19 protein-coding genes are annotated in these 19,689 nt (G+C 75.3%); 6 read left to right on the forward strand and 13 right to left on the reverse strand.

All coding sequences use genetic code 11. The features are described 5' to 3' along the window. Positions 1 to 3: 3 nt before the first annotated feature. The 5 genes from BM158_RS14405 to BM158_RS14425 all read right to left on the reverse strand — a co-directional run bounded on the left by BM158_RS14405 (position 4) and on the right by BM158_RS14425 (position 5,150). Entirely contained in the window at positions 4 to 807 is an 804-nt protein-coding gene (locus BM158_RS14405; RefSeq protein WP_207506588.1) for an SDR family NAD(P)-dependent oxidoreductase, read from the reverse strand. Further along, positions 800 to 1,657 (reverse strand): alpha/beta fold hydrolase, encoded by an 858-nt coding sequence (locus tag BM158_RS14410; RefSeq protein ID WP_091560247.1) that lies wholly within the window; start codon positions 1,655 to 1,657, stop codon positions 800 to 802. The genes BM158_RS14405 and BM158_RS14410 overlap by 8 nt, the downstream gene beginning before the upstream one ends. An 84-nt stretch (positions 1,658 to 1,741) precedes the next feature. Then, positions 1,742 to 2,920 carry a PucR family transcriptional regulator gene (locus BM158_RS22465; RefSeq protein ID WP_091560250.1) on the reverse strand — a complete coding sequence of 393 codons (1,179 nt, stop codon included), beginning with the start codon at positions 2,918 to 2,920 and terminating at the stop codon, positions 1,742 to 1,744. Positions 2,921 to 2,939: 19 nt separating this feature from the next. Beyond that, entirely contained in the window at positions 2,940 to 3,521 is a 582-nt protein-coding gene (locus tag BM158_RS14420) for a DUF1349 domain-containing protein (RefSeq protein ID WP_091560254.1), read from the reverse strand. Positions 3,522 to 3,542: 21 nt separating this feature from the next. Continuing rightward, complete coding sequence (locus tag BM158_RS14425; protein WP_229827396.1) at positions 3,543 to 5,150, reverse strand: bifunctional 3'-5' exonuclease/DNA polymerase; 1,608 nt, start codon at positions 5,148 to 5,150, stop codon at positions 3,543 to 3,545. A 261-nt stretch (positions 5,151 to 5,411) separates the two neighbouring features. Here BM158_RS14425 and BM158_RS14430 point away from each other — a divergent pair, with 261 nt between their 5' ends. Then, positions 5,412 to 6,329: an intradiol ring-cleavage dioxygenase gene (locus BM158_RS14430; RefSeq protein ID WP_091560258.1), complete on the forward strand. Its 918-nt coding sequence runs from the start codon at positions 5,412 to 5,414 to the stop codon at positions 6,327 to 6,329. Positions 6,330 to 6,333: 4 nt separating this feature from the next. Here the strand turns inward: BM158_RS14430 and BM158_RS14435 are convergent, their stop codons facing one another. From BM158_RS14435 to BM158_RS14445, 3 genes are read right to left on the reverse strand one after another with little or no spacing between them, the layout of a single operon-like run. Further along, a complete protein-coding gene (locus BM158_RS14435; protein WP_091560263.1) occupies positions 6,334 to 7,194 on the reverse strand; it encodes a dioxygenase family protein in 861 nt (286 codons plus the stop codon). A 33-nt stretch (positions 7,195 to 7,227) separates the two neighbouring features. Continuing rightward, positions 7,228 to 8,022, reverse strand: coding sequence for a citryl-CoA lyase (locus tag BM158_RS14440; RefSeq protein WP_091560265.1), 795 nt, complete (start codon positions 8,020 to 8,022; stop codon positions 7,228 to 7,230). Then, positions 8,015 to 9,160, reverse strand: a complete 1,146-nt coding sequence (locus BM158_RS14445) for a CaiB/BaiF CoA transferase family protein (RefSeq protein ID WP_091560267.1) — start codon at positions 9,158 to 9,160, stop codon at positions 8,015 to 8,017. Before BM158_RS14445 ends, BM158_RS14440 begins: the two co-directional genes overlap by 8 nt. A gap of 183 nt (positions 9,161 to 9,343) precedes the next feature. On the opposite strand from BM158_RS14445, the gene BM158_RS14450 reads away from it, so the two are divergent. Both BM158_RS14450 and BM158_RS14455 read left to right on the forward strand, forming a co-directional pair. Beyond that, positions 9,344 to 10,798: an amidohydrolase family protein gene (locus BM158_RS14450; RefSeq protein WP_091560270.1), complete on the forward strand. Its 1,455-nt coding sequence runs from the start codon at positions 9,344 to 9,346 to the stop codon at positions 10,796 to 10,798. Continuing rightward, positions 10,798 to 11,625 (forward strand): IclR family transcriptional regulator domain-containing protein, encoded by an 828-nt coding sequence (locus BM158_RS14455; RefSeq protein WP_091560272.1) that lies wholly within the window; start codon positions 10,798 to 10,800, stop codon positions 11,623 to 11,625. Before BM158_RS14450 ends, BM158_RS14455 begins: the two co-directional genes overlap by 1 nt. On the opposite strand, the gene BM158_RS14460 is transcribed toward BM158_RS14455, so the two are convergent. The 3 genes from BM158_RS14460 to BM158_RS14470 are packed head-to-tail and all read right to left on the reverse strand — an operon-like array spanning position 11,592 to position 14,003. Then, entirely contained in the window at positions 11,592 to 12,542 is a 951-nt protein-coding gene (locus BM158_RS14460) for an SDR family NAD(P)-dependent oxidoreductase (RefSeq protein WP_091560276.1), read from the reverse strand. The two genes, BM158_RS14455 and BM158_RS14460, sit on opposite strands and share 34 nt — an antisense overlap. Positions 12,543 to 12,556: 14 nt before the next feature. Then, the gene (locus BM158_RS14465; RefSeq protein WP_091560280.1) at positions 12,557 to 13,219 is read right to left on the reverse strand and encodes an NUDIX domain-containing protein; all 663 of its coding nucleotides are present in this window, start codon (positions 13,217 to 13,219) and stop codon (positions 12,557 to 12,559) included. 19 nt (positions 13,220 to 13,238) lie between these two features. Continuing rightward, complete coding sequence (locus tag BM158_RS14470; RefSeq protein ID WP_229827395.1) at positions 13,239 to 14,003, reverse strand: thioesterase family protein; 765 nt, start codon at positions 14,001 to 14,003, stop codon at positions 13,239 to 13,241. 32 nt (positions 14,004 to 14,035) lie between these two features. On the opposite strand from BM158_RS14470, the gene BM158_RS14475 reads away from it, so the two are divergent. The 3 genes from BM158_RS14475 to BM158_RS14485 all read left to right on the forward strand — a co-directional run bounded on the left by BM158_RS14475 (position 14,036) and on the right by BM158_RS14485 (position 16,849). After that, positions 14,036 to 14,407, forward strand: coding sequence for a MerR family transcriptional regulator (locus tag BM158_RS14475; RefSeq protein WP_207506592.1), 372 nt, complete (start codon positions 14,036 to 14,038; stop codon positions 14,405 to 14,407). A 34-nt stretch (positions 14,408 to 14,441) separates the two neighbouring features. Beyond that, positions 14,442 to 15,440, forward strand: a complete 999-nt coding sequence (locus BM158_RS14480; RefSeq protein ID WP_091560287.1) for an aldo/keto reductase — start codon at positions 14,442 to 14,444, stop codon at positions 15,438 to 15,440. A gap of 230 nt (positions 15,441 to 15,670) precedes the next feature. After that, positions 15,671 to 16,849 (forward strand): RNA polymerase sigma factor, encoded by a 1,179-nt coding sequence (locus BM158_RS14485; protein ID WP_091560290.1) that lies wholly within the window; start codon positions 15,671 to 15,673, stop codon positions 16,847 to 16,849. On the opposite strand, the gene BM158_RS14490 is transcribed toward BM158_RS14485, so the two are convergent. Continuing rightward, positions 16,837 to 18,300 (reverse strand): MFS transporter, encoded by a 1,464-nt coding sequence (locus tag BM158_RS14490; protein WP_091560293.1) that lies wholly within the window; start codon positions 18,298 to 18,300, stop codon positions 16,837 to 16,839. The two genes, BM158_RS14485 and BM158_RS14490, sit on opposite strands and share 13 nt — an antisense overlap. After that, positions 18,297 to 19,616 (reverse strand): M20/M25/M40 family metallo-hydrolase, encoded by a 1,320-nt coding sequence (locus BM158_RS14495; protein WP_207506600.1) that lies wholly within the window; start codon positions 19,614 to 19,616, stop codon positions 18,297 to 18,299. The genes BM158_RS14490 and BM158_RS14495 overlap by 4 nt, the downstream gene beginning before the upstream one ends. Positions 19,617 to 19,689 lie beyond the last annotated feature (73 nt).

Raw genomic sequence — 19,689 nt, forward strand, 5'->3', positions numbered from 1 at the left:
CCCCTACACGGCCCGGGCCGACAACCCGCCGTCCACCGGCAGCAGCACACCGGTGACGTAGCGGGACTCGTCCGAGGCGAGGAACAGCGCGGCGTCGGCGACGTCCTGCGCGGTGCCCATCCGGCCGGTCGGGCTCAGCGCGTCCCGCTCGGCGCGCACCTGCTCGACCGCGGCGTTCCCGGCCAGCTGCGCGTAGACCAGCGGGGTGTCCACCAGCCCCACCAGCAGCGCGTTCACCCGCACGCCCCGGTCGGCGTACTGCAGCGCGAGGCTGCGGGTCAGCTGGTTCACCCCCGCCTTGGCCGCCGCGTACCCGGGGTAGGGGTAGCCGGTCCACCGGATCGAGGCGGTCGAGGAGACGTTCACCATCGACCCGCCCCGGACCAGCAGGTGCGGCAACGTGGCCTGCGCGGTCAGGAAGACGCTGTCCAGGTTGAGCGACAGCGCGCGGTGCCAGTCGGCCAGCGTCAGGTCGTCGACGGAGCCCAGCACGGTGGCGCCGACGGTGTTCTGCACGACGTCCAGCCGGCCGGTGCGGTCCACCACCGCCGCGACGGCGGCCCGCACCTGGCCGGGGTCGGTGACGTCGGCGACCAGCGCGACGGCGTCGCCGCCGGCGGCCCGCACCGCCGCGACCGTGCGCTCGGCGGCCGCGGCGTCCCGGTCGACGACGGCGACGTGCGCGCCGTGCCGGGCGAAGGTGCGGGCCGACGCGGCCCCGATGGAGGTGACGCCGTCGGGGCCGCCGGTCGTCGTCCCGCCGCCGAAGACGACGGCGGTGCGACCGGCCAGGCGCAGGTCAGGCACGGGTCCCCGGGGTGCCGTCCAGGAACTGCAGCAGGCAGGCCGCGAAGGTCTCCGGGCCCTCGAAGAACGGGAAGTGCGACCCGCCCTCGGCGCGGGTGAACACCTTCAGGTGCGCGCCGGGGACGTGCTCGGCGGTCCAGCGCTGGGAGTCGGGGGAGACGTGGCTGACCTCGCCGCCCACGACCAGCACGGGGACGTCGATGCGCGGCAGCACGTCGCGCCAGTCCTGCATGGCGTGGTCGAGCAGGAGCCGGGCACCCCAGGGGCCGGGCATCCGCAGGTTCTCCTCGAACAGGTGTGCCAGGTCGTCGGCGGGGATGTCCGTGCTGAGCATCGAGGCGAGGAAGCCGTGCCGGGTGTCCCGCGCGTCGGGGGCCCCGACCGCGCCGACGAAGCCCTCGGTGCCGGGGAAGTCGAGGATCGCGCCGGCCGCGGCGCCGTCCTCGGGCGTCATCCAGGGCAGCACCACGCAGGCGCTGGGCTGGTCGAGCACGGTGAAGGAGTCCAGCGGGCCGGTGCCGAAGTTGTCGACCAGGCTCCAGCCGACCGAGGCCCCCATCGAGTGGCCGACCAGGTCGAAGGAGCGCAGGCCCAGGTGCCCGGTGATCTCGCGGAGGTCGGCGGCCAGCCGGGCCACCCGGGCGCCGTGGTCGGGCTTGCCGGACAGGCCGTGGCCGCGCTGGTCGTAGCTGACCACCCGGTGCCGGGCGGCCAGCAGCGGGACGACCCGGTCCCAGGTGGCGCGGGACTGCGACCAGCCGTGCACCAGCACCAGGGTGCGACCGCTGCCGGTGGCGCCGGTGTCGCGGTAGTCCAGGTCGACGCCGTCGGTGGTCGTGTAGGTGGCCATGAGCTGATCATCGACGGGCTGTGACCTGGGGCACCACCTCCCGGGCGAGCACGGTGCGGGCCGCGGTTGCTCGCGGGGGAGGAGTCAGCGCAGGTGCCGGGCGACCGCCAGGCCGAGGTGGAGGCGCAGCCGGGTGGCGCCGTCGTCGAGGTCGGCGCCGGTGAGCTCGCGGACCCGGTCCAGCCGGTAGTGCAGCGTGGTGCGGTGCACGTGCAGGGCGTCCGCGGCGGCCGGCGCGTTCCCGCCGGCGTCCAGCCAGGCAGCCAGCGTCGCGGTGAGCCGGCCCTGCGGGTCCGCGGCCCGCAGCGCGTGCAGCTCCGCGGGGAGGGCGGTCTCGTCCCAGGCGTCGGCGGGCACCCGCAGCAGGACCTGGTGCACCCCGAGCGCGGTGCCGTCGACGACCGGGCCGGGCTGCAGCCGCGGCACCGCGCGGGTGGCCAGGTCCGCGGTGCGGGCCGACGTCCACGCCCGGTCCAGGCCCTCGACGCCAGGGCCGGTGCCGGCGACCGAGCCGAACCGCCCGGCGGCGACGGCCCGGGCCTCCTCGACCATGCGCCGGGCGGCCTCGGCCGTGGCGGCGTCGTCCAGCGGCCCGGCGGTGACCAGCAGCGCGGTGCCGGTGTCCGGTCCGGCGGTGGCGAGCGTGCCCGGCCGCGCGGCCAGCGCCCGGCGGACGGCGGCTCGGGCCTGCTCGGCGTCCTCCGGGGCGACGTCGGTGAGCCGCAGCGCCACGGCCCGGACGTGCCGGCCGGCGGGCAGCGTGCCGGCCAGCTCGGCGAGGGCCCGCTCCCGGTCGGCGGCCAGCGGGGACAGCAGCGCGGCGACCGTGGCGTCCCGCTCGGCGGTGGCGGCGTCGGCGGCGTGCCGGTCGGCCACCAGGACGGCGGCCAGCTGCTCCCCGGCCGCGGCGATCAGCCCGGTCTCGGCGGCCGACAGCCCGGCGTGCGCGTCGATGACCATGAGCAGGCCGAGCAGCTCGCCCTGCCACCGCACCGGCAGGCACCACCGCGGGTGCATGCCGATGCCCGGCTCGGCGGGGATCCAGCCGGCCCGCTGCCAGCCGGCGACCCCGGCGCCGAGCACGTGGGCCACCGCCGCGCTGCCGGCGTCGCGCTGCAGGACCGCACGCACCCGCACGTCGTCCTCGTCGCCGAAGTGCCGGCTGGTGGCCAGCAGCCGCACCTGCGGGTCGTCCACGACGACGGAGCGCTGCAGCTGCTCGGCGAGGGAGTCCACCAGCTGCTGGACCCGGTCGGAGGGCACCCGCGGATGGTAGGGCCGGTCAGTGCAGGGCGGGGTCCGGGTCGGTGCGCCGCCAGCCGGTGACGGCCACCACCAGACCGGCGCGGGTGGGGGCGCAGCAGTACGGCCCTGCGAGCAGTTGCGTGCCGGGGTCGACCGGGGCCACCCGGACCAGGCGCCACGGCTCGTCGTCCACCCGGGCGCGCACGGTCACCGCGTCGCCGTCCCGGCTGGCCCGCACGGTGACCTCCCGGCCGGACCAGTCGGGCACCGGGGCGACCGACCAGTCCGAGCGGCCGTGGGTGACGACGGCGCCGACCTGCGGGACGCCGTCGGAGACCTCGGCGCCGGCCTTGAGCCAGGTCTCCGGCGAGGCGCGCAGGAGCAGCCCGGCCTGGTCGAACTGCTGGTCGTAGTCTAGGCGGAAGGAGACCTCGAGGGCGTCCCGGGCGCCGAACGGGGCAAGCAGCCCGTGGGCGTCGTCGTGCACGAAGCCGTAGGAGGTGTGCCGCCAGGCGTCGCTGCCCCGGACGGCGGTGACCTCGAGGCCGTCGTCGGTGCGACGCCACGCGGCGGGCTCGGTGGTCCAGGACGCGGCGGCGAGCAGGTCGGGGTCGATCACCGCCCCATCCTCGGCCAGCCCTCAGGCGTCGGCCCAGGAGTGGACCACCGCGACGTCGAGGGGGAAGTCGACCGGGAAGCTGCCGAACAGCAGCCGGCCGGCCTCGGCGGCGGCGGCCCGGACGGCTTCGCCGACCTGGTCGGCGAGCGGGGCCGGGGTGTGCACGACCACCTCGTCGTGCAGGAAGAACACCAGGTGCGGCCGGTCGGTCAGCGAGCCCTCCCCGAGGCGCCACAGCCGGTTGCGCAGGTCGGCCAGCCAGCACGACGCCCACTCCGCGCCGGTCCCCTGCACGACGAAGTTGCGGGTGAACCGGCCCCACGACCGGCGCCGCGCGTCGGCGGCCCGCCCGGCCACCGGGTCGTCGCCCGAGCCGCCGAACGGGCCCGGTCGCGGGGAACCCCGGCCGAGCAGGGTGGTGACCACCTCGCCGCGCTCGCCGGCCCGGGCCGCCTGCTCGACCAGGCCCAGCGCGGCGGGGTAGCGGCGGGCCAGCCGGGGCAGCACCAGCCCGCTCTCGCCGCGGGTGCCGCCGTAGAGCGCGCCGATGAGGCCGACCTTGGCCTGCGCGCGGGTGGCGACCACGCCGGCGTCGACCACGCCCTGGTAGAGGTCGCGGGCGCGGGCGGCCTGCGCCATCGCGGTGTCGCGGCTCATGCCGGCCAGCACCCGGGGTTCGAGCTGGGCGACGTCGGCGACCACGAACCGCCAGCCCTCGTCGGCGACGGCGGCGCCGCGCAGCTGCACCGGGGCGCTGAGTGCGCCGCCGCCCTGCGCCGCCCACCGGCCGGTGACCACGCCGCCGGGCAGCAGCACCGGGCGGAACCGGCCGTCGCGCACCCAGGTGTCCAGCCAGGCCCAGCCGTTGGCCTGCACCAGCCGCAGCAGCTTCTTGTAGCGCAGCAGCGGCTCGATGCCCGGGTGGTCGAGCTCGCGCAGGGTCCACGAGCGGGTGTCGGCGACGTCCAGCCCCGCGGCGCGCAGCCCGGCCAGCAGCTCGACGGGGGAGTCGGGGTTGAGCCCCGGCTGGCCGAAGGCGGCGCGGATGCCCGGCAGCATCGCCTCCAGCCCGGCCGGCCGCTGCCCGGCGGGTGGGCGCGGACCGACCAGCGCGGTGAGCAGCCGGTCGTGGACGTCGGCCCGCCACGGCATGCCGGCGTGCTGCATCTCGGCGGCGACCAGGCCGGCGGCGGACTCCGCGGCCAGCAGCAGCCCGAGCCGGCCGCGCTCGGACGAGGCGGCCAGCGCCCGCTGCTGGCGGGCGTGCTCGGCGACCGGGTCCAGGGCGTCGGCGGGGTCGTCGAGGGCGAAGAGGGTGGCCTCCTCGGGGACCACCGGGGCCAGGGCGTCCCAGCCGCCGTCGTCGAGGAGCTGCTGGTCGACGTGGGGGGAGCGGCGCAGCACCGCGTGGGTCAGCCGCAGGTCGGTGCAGCGCTCGACCCGGACGCCGGCCGCGAGCAGCTGCGGGTACCAGCGGGTGGTGTCGTCCCACACCCAGCGGGGGCGGTCGGCCTCCCGGGCGGCGACCCAGGCGGACAGGTCGGTGCGGGCGAGGTCGTGCGCGGTGCCGTCGTCGAGGTGCGCGCGGACGCCGTCGCCCACCCGCTGCAGCACGACCGTCGACACCACGGGAGCAAGTCTCGCGCGGTGTCCGACACCTCCGGCGTCCCCCCGATCCCGGGGTTCCCGCCCTGTCGGGGGCTCGGGAGCGGGCGGGAACCCCGGGATCGGCCGCCGAGTGCGGGGTTCGCGGGGTCCTGCGCCCCTGCGCTGCCCCGGGAACCCCGGTCTCGGCTGTCTGCGCTGCGGGACGTGGGGCTTCCCGGGCGCACACCGGACGCACAGCGGGGGCTGGTGCGGCACCTGGGGACGGGCCCGACGGTGGTGCCCATGACGACGAGCTACGAAGGACGCCCGCTGCCCCGCCCCGACGAGGAGGTGGTCGACCAGGGGCTCCGGTTCGACCTGGACACCCTGCTCAGCCGCCGCCGGGTGCTCGGGTTCCTCGGCATCGGTGCCGCCGGCCTCGGCCTGGCCGCCTGCGGGGGCAGCAGCACGACGACCAGGTCGGCGACCGGCACGGCGACCGCGGCCACCACGTCGACCGGGGAGATCCCGGAGGAGACCGCCGGGCCCTACCCGGGCGACGGGTCCAACGGCACGAACGTGCTGACCGAGAGCGGCATCGTGCGCTCGGACATCCGCTCCAGCTTCGGCTCCGCGTCCGGCACGGCCGAGGGCATCCCGATGACGCTGACGCTGACCGTGCAGGACCTCGCGAACGGGGTGCCCTTCGAGGGTGCCGCGGTCTACGTCTGGCACTGCGACCGGGACGGGGCCTACTCGCTGTACTCCGAGGGCATCACCGGCGAGAACTACCTGCGCGGCGTCCAGGTGGCCGACGCCGACGGGACGGTGACCTTCACCAGCGTCTTCCCGGCCTGCTACTCCGGCCGGTGGCCGCACATCCACTTCGAGGTCTACCCCGACGTCGACTCCATCACCGACTCGACCAACGCGATCGCCACCTCGCAGGTCGCCCTGCTGCAGGACGTCTGCGAGACCGTCTACGCCACCAGCGGCTACGAGCAGTCGGTGCGCAACCTGGCGCAGGTCAGCCTGGCCACCGACAACGTGTTCTCCGACGGCGCGGAGCTCGAGACCCCGACCATCACCGGCGACGTGTCCTCGGGCTACACGGTGTCGATGGGCGTCGGCGTCGACACGACCACCGCGGCCGGTGGCGGATCGATGGGCGGTGGCACGGGTGGTGGCCCCGGCGGCGGGGGTCAGCCGCCGGGGCGCTGAGGGGTCAGGCCGGCTGCAGCACGAAGTCGTAGGTGGCCTCGAACCACGGGCCCTCGACCGGGGTGCCGTCGGGGAACGTCCCGCCCTCGTGCGGCTCGTAGTGCACGACCAGCTGCTCCTTGACGCCGAAGACGACGTCGCTGTCCAGGTAGTCGGCGCCCTCCTGGAACAGGTGCGTGATGAGCGGCCGGTAGCCCGGGACGTCGAACCGCACGTGGAAGTGCGCCGGGCGGTACTCCGAGATGTCGGTGCGCGAGATGAGGTCGCCGACCGGCCCGTCCATCGGGATGGTGTAGCCCAGGGGCGCCACCGTGCGGATGGCGAACGCGCCGTCCTCCCGGGAGGTGTACTTCGCGCGCAGCCGGGCCTCGTCGACCTCGGCGTGCTGGGTCTCGTACAGCCCGTCGTCGTCGGCCTGCCACACGTCGAGCACCGCGCCGCCGACCGGGTTGCCCTCGAGGTCGACCACCCGGCCGTGCAGGAACAGCGGGGTGCCGCGCACGCCCTCGGACATGTCCTCGCCGTAGCCGAGCTCGGGGGAGCCGTCGATGTGGAAGGGGCCGAGCACCGTGGCCGGGGTGGCGCGGGGGTCCAGCCGCTGGTTCATCTGCACGACCAGCATCGACAGGCCCAGCACGTCGGAGGTGAGGATGAACTCCTCGCGCTTCTCGTCGCTGATCTGCCCGGTGCGGTTGAGCCACTGGACGGCGGCCATCCACTCGGCCTCGGTCAGCCGCACCTCGCGGGCGAAGGCGTGCAGGTGCCGCACCAGCGCGCTCATCAGCTCGGCGGTGCGGGGGTCGTGCGCGGTGGCCCACCGGGCGGCCGCCAGGTCGGTGATGTTGTCCTCGGTGACGAGCTGCACTGCTGCCTCCAACGGTCGGGTCAGGATCAGGGATCAGCTCGGGTCGGGGGCGACCGAGCGGTTGTTCAGGTCCACGGACAGGAAGATGTCGTTGGCCACCGGGTGCCGCAGCTCCTCGGCGAGCTGGCCGATGAGGCCGGCGGTGCGGGCGAGCAGGGCGAACCCGCGCAGCAGCGGCAGCGGGAGACCGAGGTCGGCCAGCGCGGCGCCGCAGACGCCGGCGCCGTTGAGCGGCAGCGTCTTGCCCAGCACCTGCGGGTGCACCCGGCCGATGGCGGCGAACAGCGCCAGGTGCGGGCCGGTCTGGTCCTCCTCGGCGGCGATCTGCATCAGCCGGGGGGTACGGGGGTCGCCGTCCTTGTGCACGTGGTGGCCCAGGCCGGGGACGAACCGGCCGGCCTCCCGCTCGCGCTGCACGACGGCCAGGGCGAGGGCGTCCCAGCCGGCGTCGTCGGTGGGCAGGGTGTCCTGGGCCTGCAGCACGTCGTCGAGGAAACGGCCGCAGTCCTCGGTGACGCCGAGGAAGCGGGAGCCGCCGCCGAGCAGCCCGGCGGCCAGCGCGCCCTGCACGCTGTCCGGCGCGGACAGGTAGGTGAGCCGGGTGACGATCGCGGTGGGGGTGAAGCCGTGGTCGGCGAGCGCGGCCAGCACCGCCTCGAACACCCGCACCTGCCCGGGCGTGGGCCGGCGCTGGGTGGCCAGCCAGAAGGCCAGCTCGCCGAACCCGACGGTGCCCATGACGTCACGGGCCAGGTCGGTGCCCAGCAGCGTGATGGTCTCCCGGGACGACGCCCCGAGCGCGGTCTCGTAGGTGCGCGGTTCAGTCACCGGGGGCCTCCAGCCAGGCGCGGATCTCGGCGCCGTGCTCGTCCAGCGCCGGCGGGGGGAGCCGGTAGGACGGCGGGGTCGCCGAGAAGGTGATCGGGTTGCGGATCGAGGGGATGCCACCCGGCCGGACGACGGGGTCCAGGCCCACCTGCTCGGCGAAGGCGACCCCGGCGTCCACGGTGTTGATCGGCCCGCACGGCACCCCGGCGGCGAAGATCAGCTCGAACCACTCCTGCTTGCCGCGGGTGCGCAGCCGCTCCACCAGCAGCGGGCGCAGCTCGTCGCGGTTGGCCGTGCGGTCCTCGTTGCGGGCGAACCGCGGGTCGTCGGCCAGCTCGGGGACGCCGAGCACCTCGACCAGCTTGCGGAACTGGCCGTTGTTCCCGGCGGTGATGATGAGCTCGCCGTCGGCGCACTCCATCGGCTCGTAGGGGAACAGCGACGGGTGGCTGTTGCCCATCCGGAACGGCACGACCTCCCCGGCGACGGCGGCCGAGCTCTGGTTGACCATGCCCGACAGCGCCGAGGCCATCAGGCTGACCTGCACGTGCTGGCCCGTGCCGGTCTCGTGGCGGGCGTTGAGCGCGGACAGCACGCCGATGGTGGCGTGCAGGCCGGCGACGACGTCGAACACCGAGATGCCCGCGCGGTAGGGCTCGCCGTCGGGGGAGCCGGTGAGGCTCATCAGCCCGGAGATGGCCTGCACGATGAGGTCGTAGCCGGGCAGGTGCGACCCGCCCTCCTGGCTGCCGAACCCGCTGATCGAGGCGTACACGACGCCGGGGTTGGTCGCCGAGACCGACTCGTAGTCCAGGCCGAAGCGGGCCAGCCCGCCCGGCTTGAAGTTCTCCACCAGGACGTCGGCGCGGCGGGCCAGCTCCTGCGCGGCGGCCCGGTCGCCCTCGTCCTTGAGGTCGAGCGCCACCGAGCGCTTGTTGCGGTTGACGCCCAGGTAGTACGTGCTGACCCCGTCGCGCACCGGCGGGGACCAGTGCCGGGTGTCGTCGCCGGCGGGGCCCTCCACCTTGACCACCTCGGCGCCCAGGTCGGCGAGCAGCATCGTCGAGTACGGGCCGGCCAGCACGCGGGAGAAGTCCGCGACGAGCAGGCCGGCCAGCGGGCCGGTGGGGGAGGTCATCGGGACGGCGCGCTCCTCGGCTCTCGGACAGCTGTCCGGTGGGGTCGGTGCCGCAGTCTCACCACCCCGCGGCTGGCCTGTCAACCGCGGGCGGGGACCGCTTGACACGGTGTCGTGGGTCACGACAGGGTGTGCGCGACCGCCCAGCGGACAGGTGTCCGCCAGCCCCGCGAGGAGACGACGATGTCCAGCCCCGACACCCGCCCGCTGGTCCTGCGCGGCGGCACCGTGCTGACGATGGACGACGCGCACACCGTGCTGCCACAGGCCGACGTCCTGGTCGTCGACGGCGAGGTGGCCGCCGTCGGCACCGGGCTCGACGTCCCCGAGGGCACCGAGGAGGTCGACGCCGCCGGCGGCGTCGTCATGCCGGGCATGATCGACACGCACCGGCACATGTGGCAGACCGCGATGCGCGGCTACGGGGCCGACTGGACCCTCACCCAGTACTTCGTCTGGTACTACCTCGAGCACGGGAAGACCTTCCGGCCCGAGGACGTCCACGCGGGCAACCTGCTGAGCGCGTGGGAGGGCCTGGAGGCCGGGGTCACCACCACCGTCGACTGGAGCCACGGGCTGCGGAGCGTCGAGCACGCCGAGGCCGCCGCCGACGCCCTGCTCGCCGTCCCCGGCCGGTTCGTGCTGGCCTACGGCAACATCCAGGCCGGGCCCTGGGAGTGGACCGCCGACCCGGCCGTGCAGGCGTTCCTGCGGCGGCGCGCCGACGAGGGCAGGCTCGGGCTGCAGCTGGCCTTCGACGTCACCGGCGACCCGTCCTTCCCGGAGAGGGCCGCCTTCGAGGTGGCCCGCGAGCTCGGCCTCCCGGTCACCACGCACGCCGGCGTCTGGGGCGCGACGTCCGACGCCTCGATCCAGCTCATGCACGACGCCGGGTTCATGACGCCGGAGACGGTCTACGTGCACGCCGCCTCGCTCTCCACCGACAGCTACCACCGCATCGCCGCCACCGGCGGGTCGGTGTCGGTCTCCACCGAGAGCGAGCAGAGCGCCGGGCAGGGCTACCCGCCCACCTGGCAGGTCCGCAAGCACGGCATCCCGGTCTCGCTGTCGATGGACACCAGCGTCTGGTGGTCGGCCGACCTGTTCTCGGCCATGCGCACCACGCTGGGCGCCGACCGCTCGCGCGAGCACCTCGAGGCGCACGTCGAGGGGAACACGGTCACCCAGGTGCACCTGCGCGCCGAGCACGTCGTCGACTGGGCCACCCGCGGCGGCGCGAAGGCGATCGGCCGCGACGACCTGGGCTCGCTGGAGCCGGGGAAGACCGCCGACGTCGTGCTGATCAAGAACGACAGGTCGCCGGTGTCCTTCCCGCTGCTGAACCCCTACGGCCACGTGGCCTTCCAGGCCCAGCGCGGCGACGTGCACACCGTGCTCGTCGGTGGCCGGGTCGTGAAGCGCGCCGGCGAGCTGGTGGGCTACGACGGGGCCGCCGTCCGGTCGGCCGTGGAGTCGACGGTGGAGCACCTGCGCGGGGCGATGGGGGAGGAGACCTGGCAGGCCGGCATGAACCCGGCGATGCCCGAGGACGGCGACGTGCTCGACAACCCCTACACCTACACCGACTACAAGAGCGACGAGACCCGCGAGGCCCGGGGCTCGCTGTTCGGGTCCTGATGGCCGGGCGCGGGCACGGCCCGGACTTCGTCGAGGCGCTGGCCCGGGGGCTCGACGTGCTGTCGTGCTTCTCGGACCGGCGCCCGGTGATGACGCTGTCGGAGGTGGCGGCCGCGGCGGACCTCGCCCGGCCCACCGCCCGCCGGCTGCTGCTCACCCTCGAGGAGCTGGGCTACGCCGCGGCGTGCGAGGGCGGGTTCCGGCTGACCCCGAAGGTGCTGGGCCTGGGCATGGCCTACGTCGGGTCGCTGGGCCTGTGGGACATCGCCCGGCCGCACCTGGAGTCGCTGGTCGCGCGCACCGGGGAGTCCTCGTCGATGGCCCAGCTCGACGGCTCGGACATCGTCTACGTCGCGCGGGTCGCCGTCCCGAAGCTGATCACGCTGCGGGTGGAGATCGGCACGCGGTTCCCGGCGGTGCAGACCAGCCAGGGCAAGGTCCTGCTCGCCGCGCTCGGGCCCGACGAGCTGGCCGGGACCCTGACGCAGCCCTCCCGGTCGGGGCTGCCCCGCTACATCGGGCGGACGGCGGCCCAGCTGCACGAGGAGCTGGCCGAGGTCCGGGCGCGCGGGTGGGCGCTGGCCGACGAGGAGCTGGCGCCGGGCGTCCGCTCGGTCGCGGTCCCGGTGCGGGACGGCGCCGGGGTGGTGCAGGCCGCGGCCAACGTCACCGTGCACGCCGCCGAGACCACCCGGGAGACGCTGCTGGAGGACCACCTGCCGCTGCTGCTGCGCACCGCCGGCGAGATCAGCGGCGAGTGGGCGGCCTGGCAGCGCCGCCCGCACGCGACGGTTCAGCCCGGGACGTCGGTGGCCGCGGCGACCTGATCGAGGAAGCGGCGGACCTTCGCCGGGTCCTGGCCGCGCTCCCAGCCCAGCGTCGAGGGCCGCTGCGCCCGGTCGTGCCAGAAGTGCGGTGAGCGGGACGCCGGCCGGGTGGCCAGCAGCCACACCGTGGTGTCCGCGCCGTCCTCGGGGGTGCGCAGCAGCGGGGCCATCACCTTGCCGAAGCCGGGGATGGACGCCGTCACCCCGTCGGTGGCCACCCAGCCGGGGTGCGTGGAGTAGACGTGCTTCCCGGGCAGCCGGCCGGCCCACTCGGCGGCGAGCACCACCTGCATCCGCTTGGTCCGGGCGTAGGCGCGCACGCCGCTGTACTCGCCGTCGGTGAACTCCAGGTCGTCGTCGCGCAGCCCGGCGCCGTACATGCCGCCCGAGGACATCCAGACCACTGCGGCACCCGGGGCCAGGGTGTCGGCGAGCAGCGCGGTCATCAGGTGCGGCCCGAGCACGTGCACCGCCAGCGTCAGCTCGTGCCCCTGGGCGGTCTCCGACCGCTCGGCCGGCAGCGCCCCGGCGTTGTGCACCAGGCCGTGCAGCTCGTCCACCCGGCCGGTGAAGTCGGCGGCCCACGCCCGGACGGCGTCCAGGTCGCCGACGTCGCACACCTCGGCGACCAGCGTCGCCCCCGGTCGCTCCCGCTCCAGCCGGGCGACCAGGTCCTCGGTCTTGGCCCGGTTGCGGCCCAGCACGTGCACCGTGGCGCCCAGGGTCAGCGCACCCTCGGCGATCGCGGTCCCGATGCCGGAGGTGGCCCCGGTGACCAGCACCCGCTTGCCGATCAGCGCGCCCGGCACCGGCCCGGACGGCCACCAGCGGCGCCGCAGGGCGGGGCCGAGCTTGCTGTAGCCGGGGACGACGGCGCGGTCGAGGAGGGCGTCGGCGAGGCGGGTCAGCGCGGGCACCGGGACATCCTGGCTCAGCCCCGGTGGGCCCGCTCCCGGAGCGCCAGCCACTGCAGCAGCATGATCGTCTTGCCGTCGCGGATGCGGCCGTCGTCCACCATCCCCAGCGCCTGGGCCAGCGGCAGCTCGACCACCTCGATGTCCTCGCCCTCCGCCGCGACCCCGCCGCCGTCGTGCACGCGGTCGGCGGGGGAGTAGCGGCCCACGAAGCAGTGCAGGCGCTCGGTGACCGACCCCGGGCTCATGAACGCGTCGAAGGCCTGCACCAGCGGCCCGCGGATCCGTACGCCGAGCTCCTCCTCGGTCTCCCGGCGGGCCGCGGTCTCGGGGTCGTCGGCGTCCAGGAGACCCGCGGCCGCTTCGAGCAGCAGGCCGTCGGGGTGGCCGTTGACGTAGGCGGGGAAGCGGAACTGCCGGGTGAGCAGCACGGTGCCGCGGTCGGGGTCGTGCAGCAGCACGGTCGCGCCGTTGCCCCGGTCGTAGGTCTCCCGCGACTCCGTCGTCCAGGTGCCGTCGGACCGGCGGCGGTCGTAGGTGGTGCGGCGCAGCACGTGCCAGCCGTCGCTGGTCACCTCGACGTCGCGGACCACCACGTCCGGGTTGCCGGTCAGGTCCCGGCCCACCCGGTCCAGCCCGGTGCGGCCGCGGCCGTCGGGGACGTCGGCTCCTCTGCCCATGCCGCGGACCGTAGCCGGGTCAGGGCATCGGGCGCAGGGTGCACAGCTGGGCCACCCGGCCGACCGGCCCGGCCTCGTCGTGCAGCACCGTCGCGGTCATCCCGTGCCCGCCCGGACCCCAGCTGACCGAGGTGTCCATGCCCACCCACGGGCCCGCCGGCGCCCGGAACAGGTGCGCGGTCAGCTCGACGTTCGGGTAGAACCAGCCCCGCCGCTCCGGGCCCTGCACCAGGCCGTTGGCCGTGTCGGCGAGCAGCAGGAACCGGGTCAGGTCGGCGACGTCCTCGCCGTCCAGCAGGTCCTGCCGGGACCGCAGCCACGCCTGGGCCCGGCCGGGGCCGACGTCGCGGTGCCGCACCTCGAGCGAGGCGATGTAGCCCCCGGGCCAGCCCGCGCTCATGTCCCAGGCGGCCAGTTCCCCGCGCGGCGGCAGCGGCGGCTCGGCGGCGAGCGCGGCCGCCGAGGTGTCCGAGCCCGCCAGCCGCCAGGCGCGGGCCCGCACCACCGCGCGCCCGGCCCAGGTCACGGTGGCCTCGACCAGCTCGATGGTCCGGCCCGGCCGCACGGTCGCCACGGCCACCTCGACCTCGTCGATGCCGATGGTGCCCAGGATCTCCACCGCCAGCCGCTGCACGGGGCCGCCGCCGGCCAGGCAGTGCGCCACCAGCCCGACCGTCGGGGCGATGTGCTGCTCGGTGGGGTTCCAGCCGCCGCCGGTGTGCTCGGTCGCCCGGAACCGGCCCCCGCCGTCCGGGGTGCCGGAGAGCCGCTCGAAGTACGCCACGGGCCCGATCCTGCCGGGCCACACTGGAGCGCGTGACCACCGTCCCCGCCCTGGGCATCGCCGAGGCCGCCGAGCGCACCGGCCTGACCGCGCACACGCTGCGCTACTACGAGCGCGACGGCCTGCTCCTCGACGGGGTCGACCGGGACGCCGGCGGCCGGCGCCGCTACACCGACCGCGACCTGGAGTGGATCGAGACGGTCACCCGGCTGCGGGCTACCGGGATGCCCATCCGCGACGTCAAGCGCTACGCCGCCCTGGTGCGGGCCGGCGCGGGTACCGAGGCCGAGCGGCTCCAGCTGCTGCGGGCGCACCGGGCCCGGGTGCAGCGGGAGCTCGACGAGACCGTGGGCCACCTGGCCGCGATCGACCACAAAATCGGGTTCTACGAGCGCTCGGTTTGACTTCGAGCGCGCTCGAAGGGGTTCGGTGGTCGGCATGACAGCACCGCTGACCACCCGCACGCTCGGCTCCGGCGCCGCCGCCCTCACCGTCTCCACGATGGGCCTGGGCTGCATGGGCATGAGCGAGTTCTACGGCGCCCCCGACGAGCAGGCCGGCCTCTCCACCATCGCCCGCGCCCTCGACCTCGGCGTCACCTTCCTCGACACCGCCGACATGTACGGCCCCTTCACCAACGAGGCGCTGGTGGGCCGGGCGATCGCCGGCCGCCGCGACGAGGTGCAGCTGGCCACCAAGTTCGGCAACAAGCGGGGCGAGGACGGCGAGCGCCTGGGCATCGACGGGTCCCCGGAGTACGTGCGGGCCGCCTGCGACGCCTCCCTCCAGCGCCTGGGCGTGGACACCGTCGACCTCTACTACCAGCACCGGGTCGACCCGACCGTGCCCATCGAGGACACCGTCGGCGCCATGGCCGCGCTGGTGACCGCCGGCAAGGTCCGCTTCCTCGGCCTGTCCGAGGCCGGCCCGGAGACCATCCGCCGGGCGCACGCGGTGCACCCGATCACCGCGGTGCAGACGGAGTACTCCCTGTTCACCCGCGACCTCGAGGACGCCGTCCTGCCCGTGCTGCGCGAGCTCGGCATCGGGCTGGTGCCCTACTCGCCGCTGGGCCGCGGCCTGCTCACCGGTGCGGTGACGCAGACCCCGCAGGACGGCGACAGCCGTGGCAGCGGGTACTTCCCGCGGTTCCAGGGCGAGGCGCTGGAGGCCAACCTGGTGCTCGTCCGCCGGGTCGAGGAGCTCGCCGCCGAGCACGGCTGCACCCCCGGGCAGCTGGCCCTGGCCTGGGTGCTGGCGCAGGGCGAGGACGTCGTCCCGATCCCCGGCACCAAGCGGGTGCGCTACCTGGAGGAGAACGTCGCCGCGGCCGGTGTCCAGCTGTCCGCCGACGACGTCGCGCGCCTGTCCGCGGCCGTCCCGCGCGGGGCCGTGCAGGGCGACCGGTACGGCGACATGTCCTCCATCGACGACTGATCGCGCACGACCGATCCGTGGTCGGAGGTGTAGTCCTGACCCACAGGGGTACCCGGCGTCACCCCCTTGCGCGGGAAACGGATTAAAATGGCACAGGCCGCGCTCCGGCGCAGGCCGCAGACCCCCCGTCCCTCACCGTGGGCGGCCTGTGCCGTCCCTCCGGGGGCGGCCTCTCCGCCAGGACCTCACCGGTCCTCGCGACGCCGCACGACACCCCCAGGAGAGGCTGGATGAGCACGACAGTGGCCAGCAGCACCACGACGAAGAGCCCGCGCAAGAAGGCCGCCACCGGAGCCCGCAAGGCCCAGTCGGCCGGCGCGGAGTCGGTGCAGATCGCCCCCGCGCCGGACGCCGACGCCGAGGAGGTGGAGCTCGAGGAGGACGAGGCCGACCTCGCCGACGAGCCCGCCGTCCCGGCCGCCGCCGCGACCTCCTTCGAGTGGGACGAGGAGGAGTCGCTCGCCCTGCAGAAGGCCCGCAAGGACGCCGAGCTGGCCACCTCGACCGACGCCGTCCGCGCCTACCTCAAGCTGATCGGCCGCGTCGCGCTGCTGACCGCCGAGCAGGAGGTCGACCTCGCCCGCCGCGTCGAGGCCGGGCTGTACGCCGCGCACAAGCTCGCCGAGACCGACGCGAAGTTCACGCCGACCATGCGCCGCGACCTCAACTGGGTCGTCCGCGACGGCGAGCGCGCCAAGACCCACCTGCTGGAGGCCAACCTCCGCCTGGTCGTGTCGCTGGCCAAGCGCTACACCGGCCGCGGCATGGCGTTCCTGGACCTGATCCAGGAGGGCAACCTGGGCCTGATCCGCGCGGTCGAGAAGTTCGACTACACCAAGGGCTTCAAGTTCTCGACCTACGCGACGTGGTGGATCCGCCAGGCGATCACCCGCGCGATGGCCGACCAGGCCCGCACCATCCGCATCCCGGTGCACATGGTGGAGGTCATCAACAAGCTCGGCCGCATCCAGCGCGAGCTGCTCCAGGAGCTGGGCCGCGAGGCCACCCCGGAGGAGCTGGCCAAGGAGATGGACATCACCCCGGACAAGGTGCTGGAGATCCAGCAGTACGCCCGGGAGCCCATCTCGCTCGACCAGACCATCGGCGACGAGGGCGACAGCCAGCTCGGTGACTTCATCGAGGACTCCGAGGCCGTCGTGGCCGTCGAGGCCGTGTCCTACGGCTTCATGCAGGAGCAGCTCACCTCGGTGCTGCAGACGCTGAGCGAGCGCGAGGCCGGCGTCGTCCGGCTGCGCTTCGGCCTGTCCGACGGCACCCCGCGGACGCTGGACGAGATCGGCCAGGTCTACGGCGTGACCCGCGAGCGGATCCGCCAGATCGAGTCCAAGACGATGTCGAAGCTGCGCCACCCCTCGCGGTCGCAGGTGCTGCGCGACTACCTCGACTGATCGGTCGAACCCAGGAGGCCCGGAACCGGTTCGGTTCCGGGCCTCCTGCGTTCGGCGGTGACCAGCAGGACGACGGCGGCCAGCGCGGCGGTGGCCGAGCAGACCGCCCACACGGTGAGGTAGCCCGACAGCGGCGCGGCGCCGGCGGTGGGGTCCTCGATGCCGCCGGTGGAGGCCAGCGCGACGGCGAACACCGCCGACGCGATCGCCCCGCCCACGGTCTTGGAGCAGTTGGTCATCCCCGCGGCGAACCCGGTGCGCGCCGGCGGGGCCGCGGCCACCGCGGCGGCGGGCAGCGCGGCGACCAGCAGGCCCGAGCCCACGCCGGCGACGGCCATGTTGGTCAGCGCCTGCCCGGTGGTGTCGTGGAGGGGCAGCCACAGCGCGTACCCGACCGCCACGGTGGCGCTGCCCGCGGCCATCGCCCGCCGGGTGCCCAGCCAGCGGGCCAACGGGGTGAGCAGCAGCGCGCCGGTGAGCAGGGTGAGCACGTACAGCCCGATCAGCACCGACACGAACGACGCCTCGGCGCCCAGGCCGTAGCCGGTGACGGCGGGGTCGGCGCGGGCGTAGGTGGACAGCGGGATCTGCGCGCCCAGCACCGACATGCCCGACAGGAACGCGGTCGCCTGCACCGGCCACTGCGCCCGTGCGGCGAGCACGCCGACGTCGACCAGCGGCTCGGCGGCGCGCCGCTCCACCCGGACCAGCTGCGCACCGGTGGCCAGCCCGGCGGCGACGAGCACCCACGGCAGCGCGGCGCCGGGCCCCAGCAGCCGGACGGCGACCAGCCCGGCCATCACCAGCAGCAGCGCCGCGGTCAGCAGCCCCAGGCCCGGCAGGTCCAGCCGGCCGGGTGCGCGCGGCGGGTCCGGCTCCACGCCGACGGCGACGACGACCAGGCAGGCGGTGACCACCAGCGCCGGGATGGCCAGCAGCACCGGCACGGGCACCGACTCCACCAGCGCACCGCTGGTCAGCGCCCCGGCCAGCACGCCCAGCTGGAGGAACGCGACCAGGACGCCGGCTGCCCGGCGGGTGCGGCGGTCGTCGGCGGCGGCGCGGCGGTGCACGATGGCCACCTCCAGCGGCAGCCACACCACGTAGGCGCCCTGCAGCGCCGACCCGACGACGAAGACGCCGAACCCGGCCGCCCCGGTCGCCGGCGCCACGGCCATCACCCAGCTGCCCAGGGCGGTGACCGCGGTGGAGACCAGCAGCACCCGGCGGTGGCCGTGCAGGTCGGCCAGCCGGGCCAGCACCGGCACCAGCAGCGCCGAGGCCACCAGCTGAGCGGCCTCGAACCAGTTGACGTCGCCGTCGGAGATGCCCAACGCGCGGGCGACGTCGGTGAAGACGGGGGTGTAGAAGCCCTGCAGCACGCCGCTGGCCACCTCGACGACCGAGAGCGCGCCGACGACGGCGAACAGCGTCTGCGCCCTGCGGTTCATGCCGGCAGCTCCTCGAGCAGCCGGCGGTACCAGCGGACGCCGTCCAGCAGGTCCTGCACGCCGATCCGCTCGTCGGCGGCGTGGATGGTGGCCCGCTGCTCCCTGGTCATCCGGAACGGGGTGAACCGGTAGACCCGCTCGCTGATCGCGGTGAAGAAGCGGGCGTCGGTGGCGGCCATCATCACGTAGGGCGTGGGCACGGCGTCGGGGAACTCCTCGGTGGTGATCCGCTCCAGCAGCCGGAACGCGTCGTCGTCCCAGGGGGAGACCGGGCTGGGCTCGTTGCGCTCGACGACCTCCACCCGGACGCCGTCGCCGACGACCTCCCGCACGTGGGCGAGCACGCCGTCGACGGTGTCGCCCACCATCACCCGCAGGTTCACCCCGGCGCGGGCGGAGGAGGCGATGACGTTGAGCGCGGGGGAGCCCGAGAGGGTGGTGACCGCGGCCGTCGTCCGCACCATCGCGGCGGCCTCGGCGCCGGCGGCCCGCAGCACCCGGGTGAGCACCGGGGCCAGCCGGTCGGCGCGGGCCAGCAGCGGGCGCAGCGGCGCGGGCAGCTGCGGGCCGAGCCGGCGCAGCAGCTCCAGGGTGGGGGCGGGTGCCCGGGCCGGCAGCGGGCTGCGCTCCAGCGCCGTGATCGCGCGGGCCAGCCGGGCGGTCGGGCCGTTCGCCGCGGGGGTGGACGCGTGCCCGCCGGCCCCCTCGGCGACCAGCTCGACCGAGGTCACGCCCTTCTCGGTCACCCCGACGACGGCCAGGGGAGCGGTGACCATCGGGAAGGCGCCGGAGGCGACCGCGCCGCCCTCGTCGAGCACGAACCACGGCGTCACCCCGCGGGAGCGCAGCTGCGCCACCGCGTCGACCGCGGTCGTCCCCGAGACCTCCTCGGTGGACCCGAAGGACAGCCACACGTCGCGGCTGGGCACGAAGCCCTCGGCGAGCAGCTCCTCGACGGCGGCGCAGATGCCGACCACGGAGCCCTTGTCGTCCAGCGTGCCGCGGCCCCACACCGCGCCGTCGTGGATCTCCGCGGCGAAGGGCGGGTGGGTCCAGCCGTCCTCGACCGGGACGACGTCCAGGTGCGCCATGAGGACGACGGGGTCGCCCGGCGTCCGGCCCGGCCAGCGGACCAGCAGCGCGTGCGGCTCGACGTCGGTCAGCTCCAGGTCGTGCAGCCGCGGGAAGTGCTCGGCCAGCGTCGCGCGCAGCGCGGTGAAGGGGGCGGGGTCGGTGCGCGCGGGGTCGCGGTCGGCCACCGTGGGGTGCCGGACGAGCGCCTGCAGGGCCAGCACCGCGGGGTGGTCCTCGGTCACCCGGCGGATGCTGTCACAGGGTGTGGGACACGCGACATCACGTGACGCAATGTCGTCGACTGCTTGGCGCGTC

The organism is Klenkia taihuensis (assembly GCF_900112525.1).
Classification (GTDB): Bacteria; Actinomycetota; Actinomycetes; order Mycobacteriales; family Geodermatophilaceae; genus Klenkia; species Klenkia taihuensis.

What these genes read in the sequence shown, in the direction of transcription:
- BM158_RS14450 (WP_091560270.1), top strand. Translation starts at nt 9,344, where the DNA reads ATGTCCAGCCCCGACACCCGCCCGCTGGTCCTGCGCGGCGGCACCGTG.
- BM158_RS14480 (WP_091560287.1), top strand. Translation starts at nt 14,442, where the DNA reads ATGACAGCACCGCTGACCACCCGCACGCTCGGCTCCGGCGCCGCCGCC.
- BM158_RS14465 (WP_091560280.1), bottom strand. Translation starts at nt 13,219, where the DNA reads ATGGGCAGAGGAGCCGACGTCCCCGACGGCCGCGGCCGCACCGGGCTG.
- BM158_RS14485 (WP_091560290.1), top strand. Translation starts at nt 15,671, where the DNA reads ATGAGCACGACAGTGGCCAGCAGCACCACGACGAAGAGCCCGCGCAAG.
- BM158_RS14455 (WP_091560272.1), top strand. Translation starts at nt 10,798, where the DNA reads ATGGCCGGGCGCGGGCACGGCCCGGACTTCGTCGAGGCGCTGGCCCGG.
- BM158_RS14445 (WP_091560267.1), bottom strand. Translation starts at nt 9,160, where the DNA reads ATGACCTCCCCCACCGGCCCGCTGGCCGGCCTGCTCGTCGCGGACTTC.
- BM158_RS14490 (WP_091560293.1), bottom strand. Translation starts at nt 18,300, where the DNA reads ATGAACCGCAGGGCGCAGACGCTGTTCGCCGTCGTCGGCGCGCTCTCG.
- BM158_RS14430 (WP_091560258.1), top strand. Translation starts at nt 5,412, where the DNA reads ATGACGACGAGCTACGAAGGACGCCCGCTGCCCCGCCCCGACGAGGAG.
- BM158_RS14410 (WP_091560247.1), bottom strand. Translation starts at nt 1,657, where the DNA reads ATGGCCACCTACACGACCACCGACGGCGTCGACCTGGACTACCGCGAC.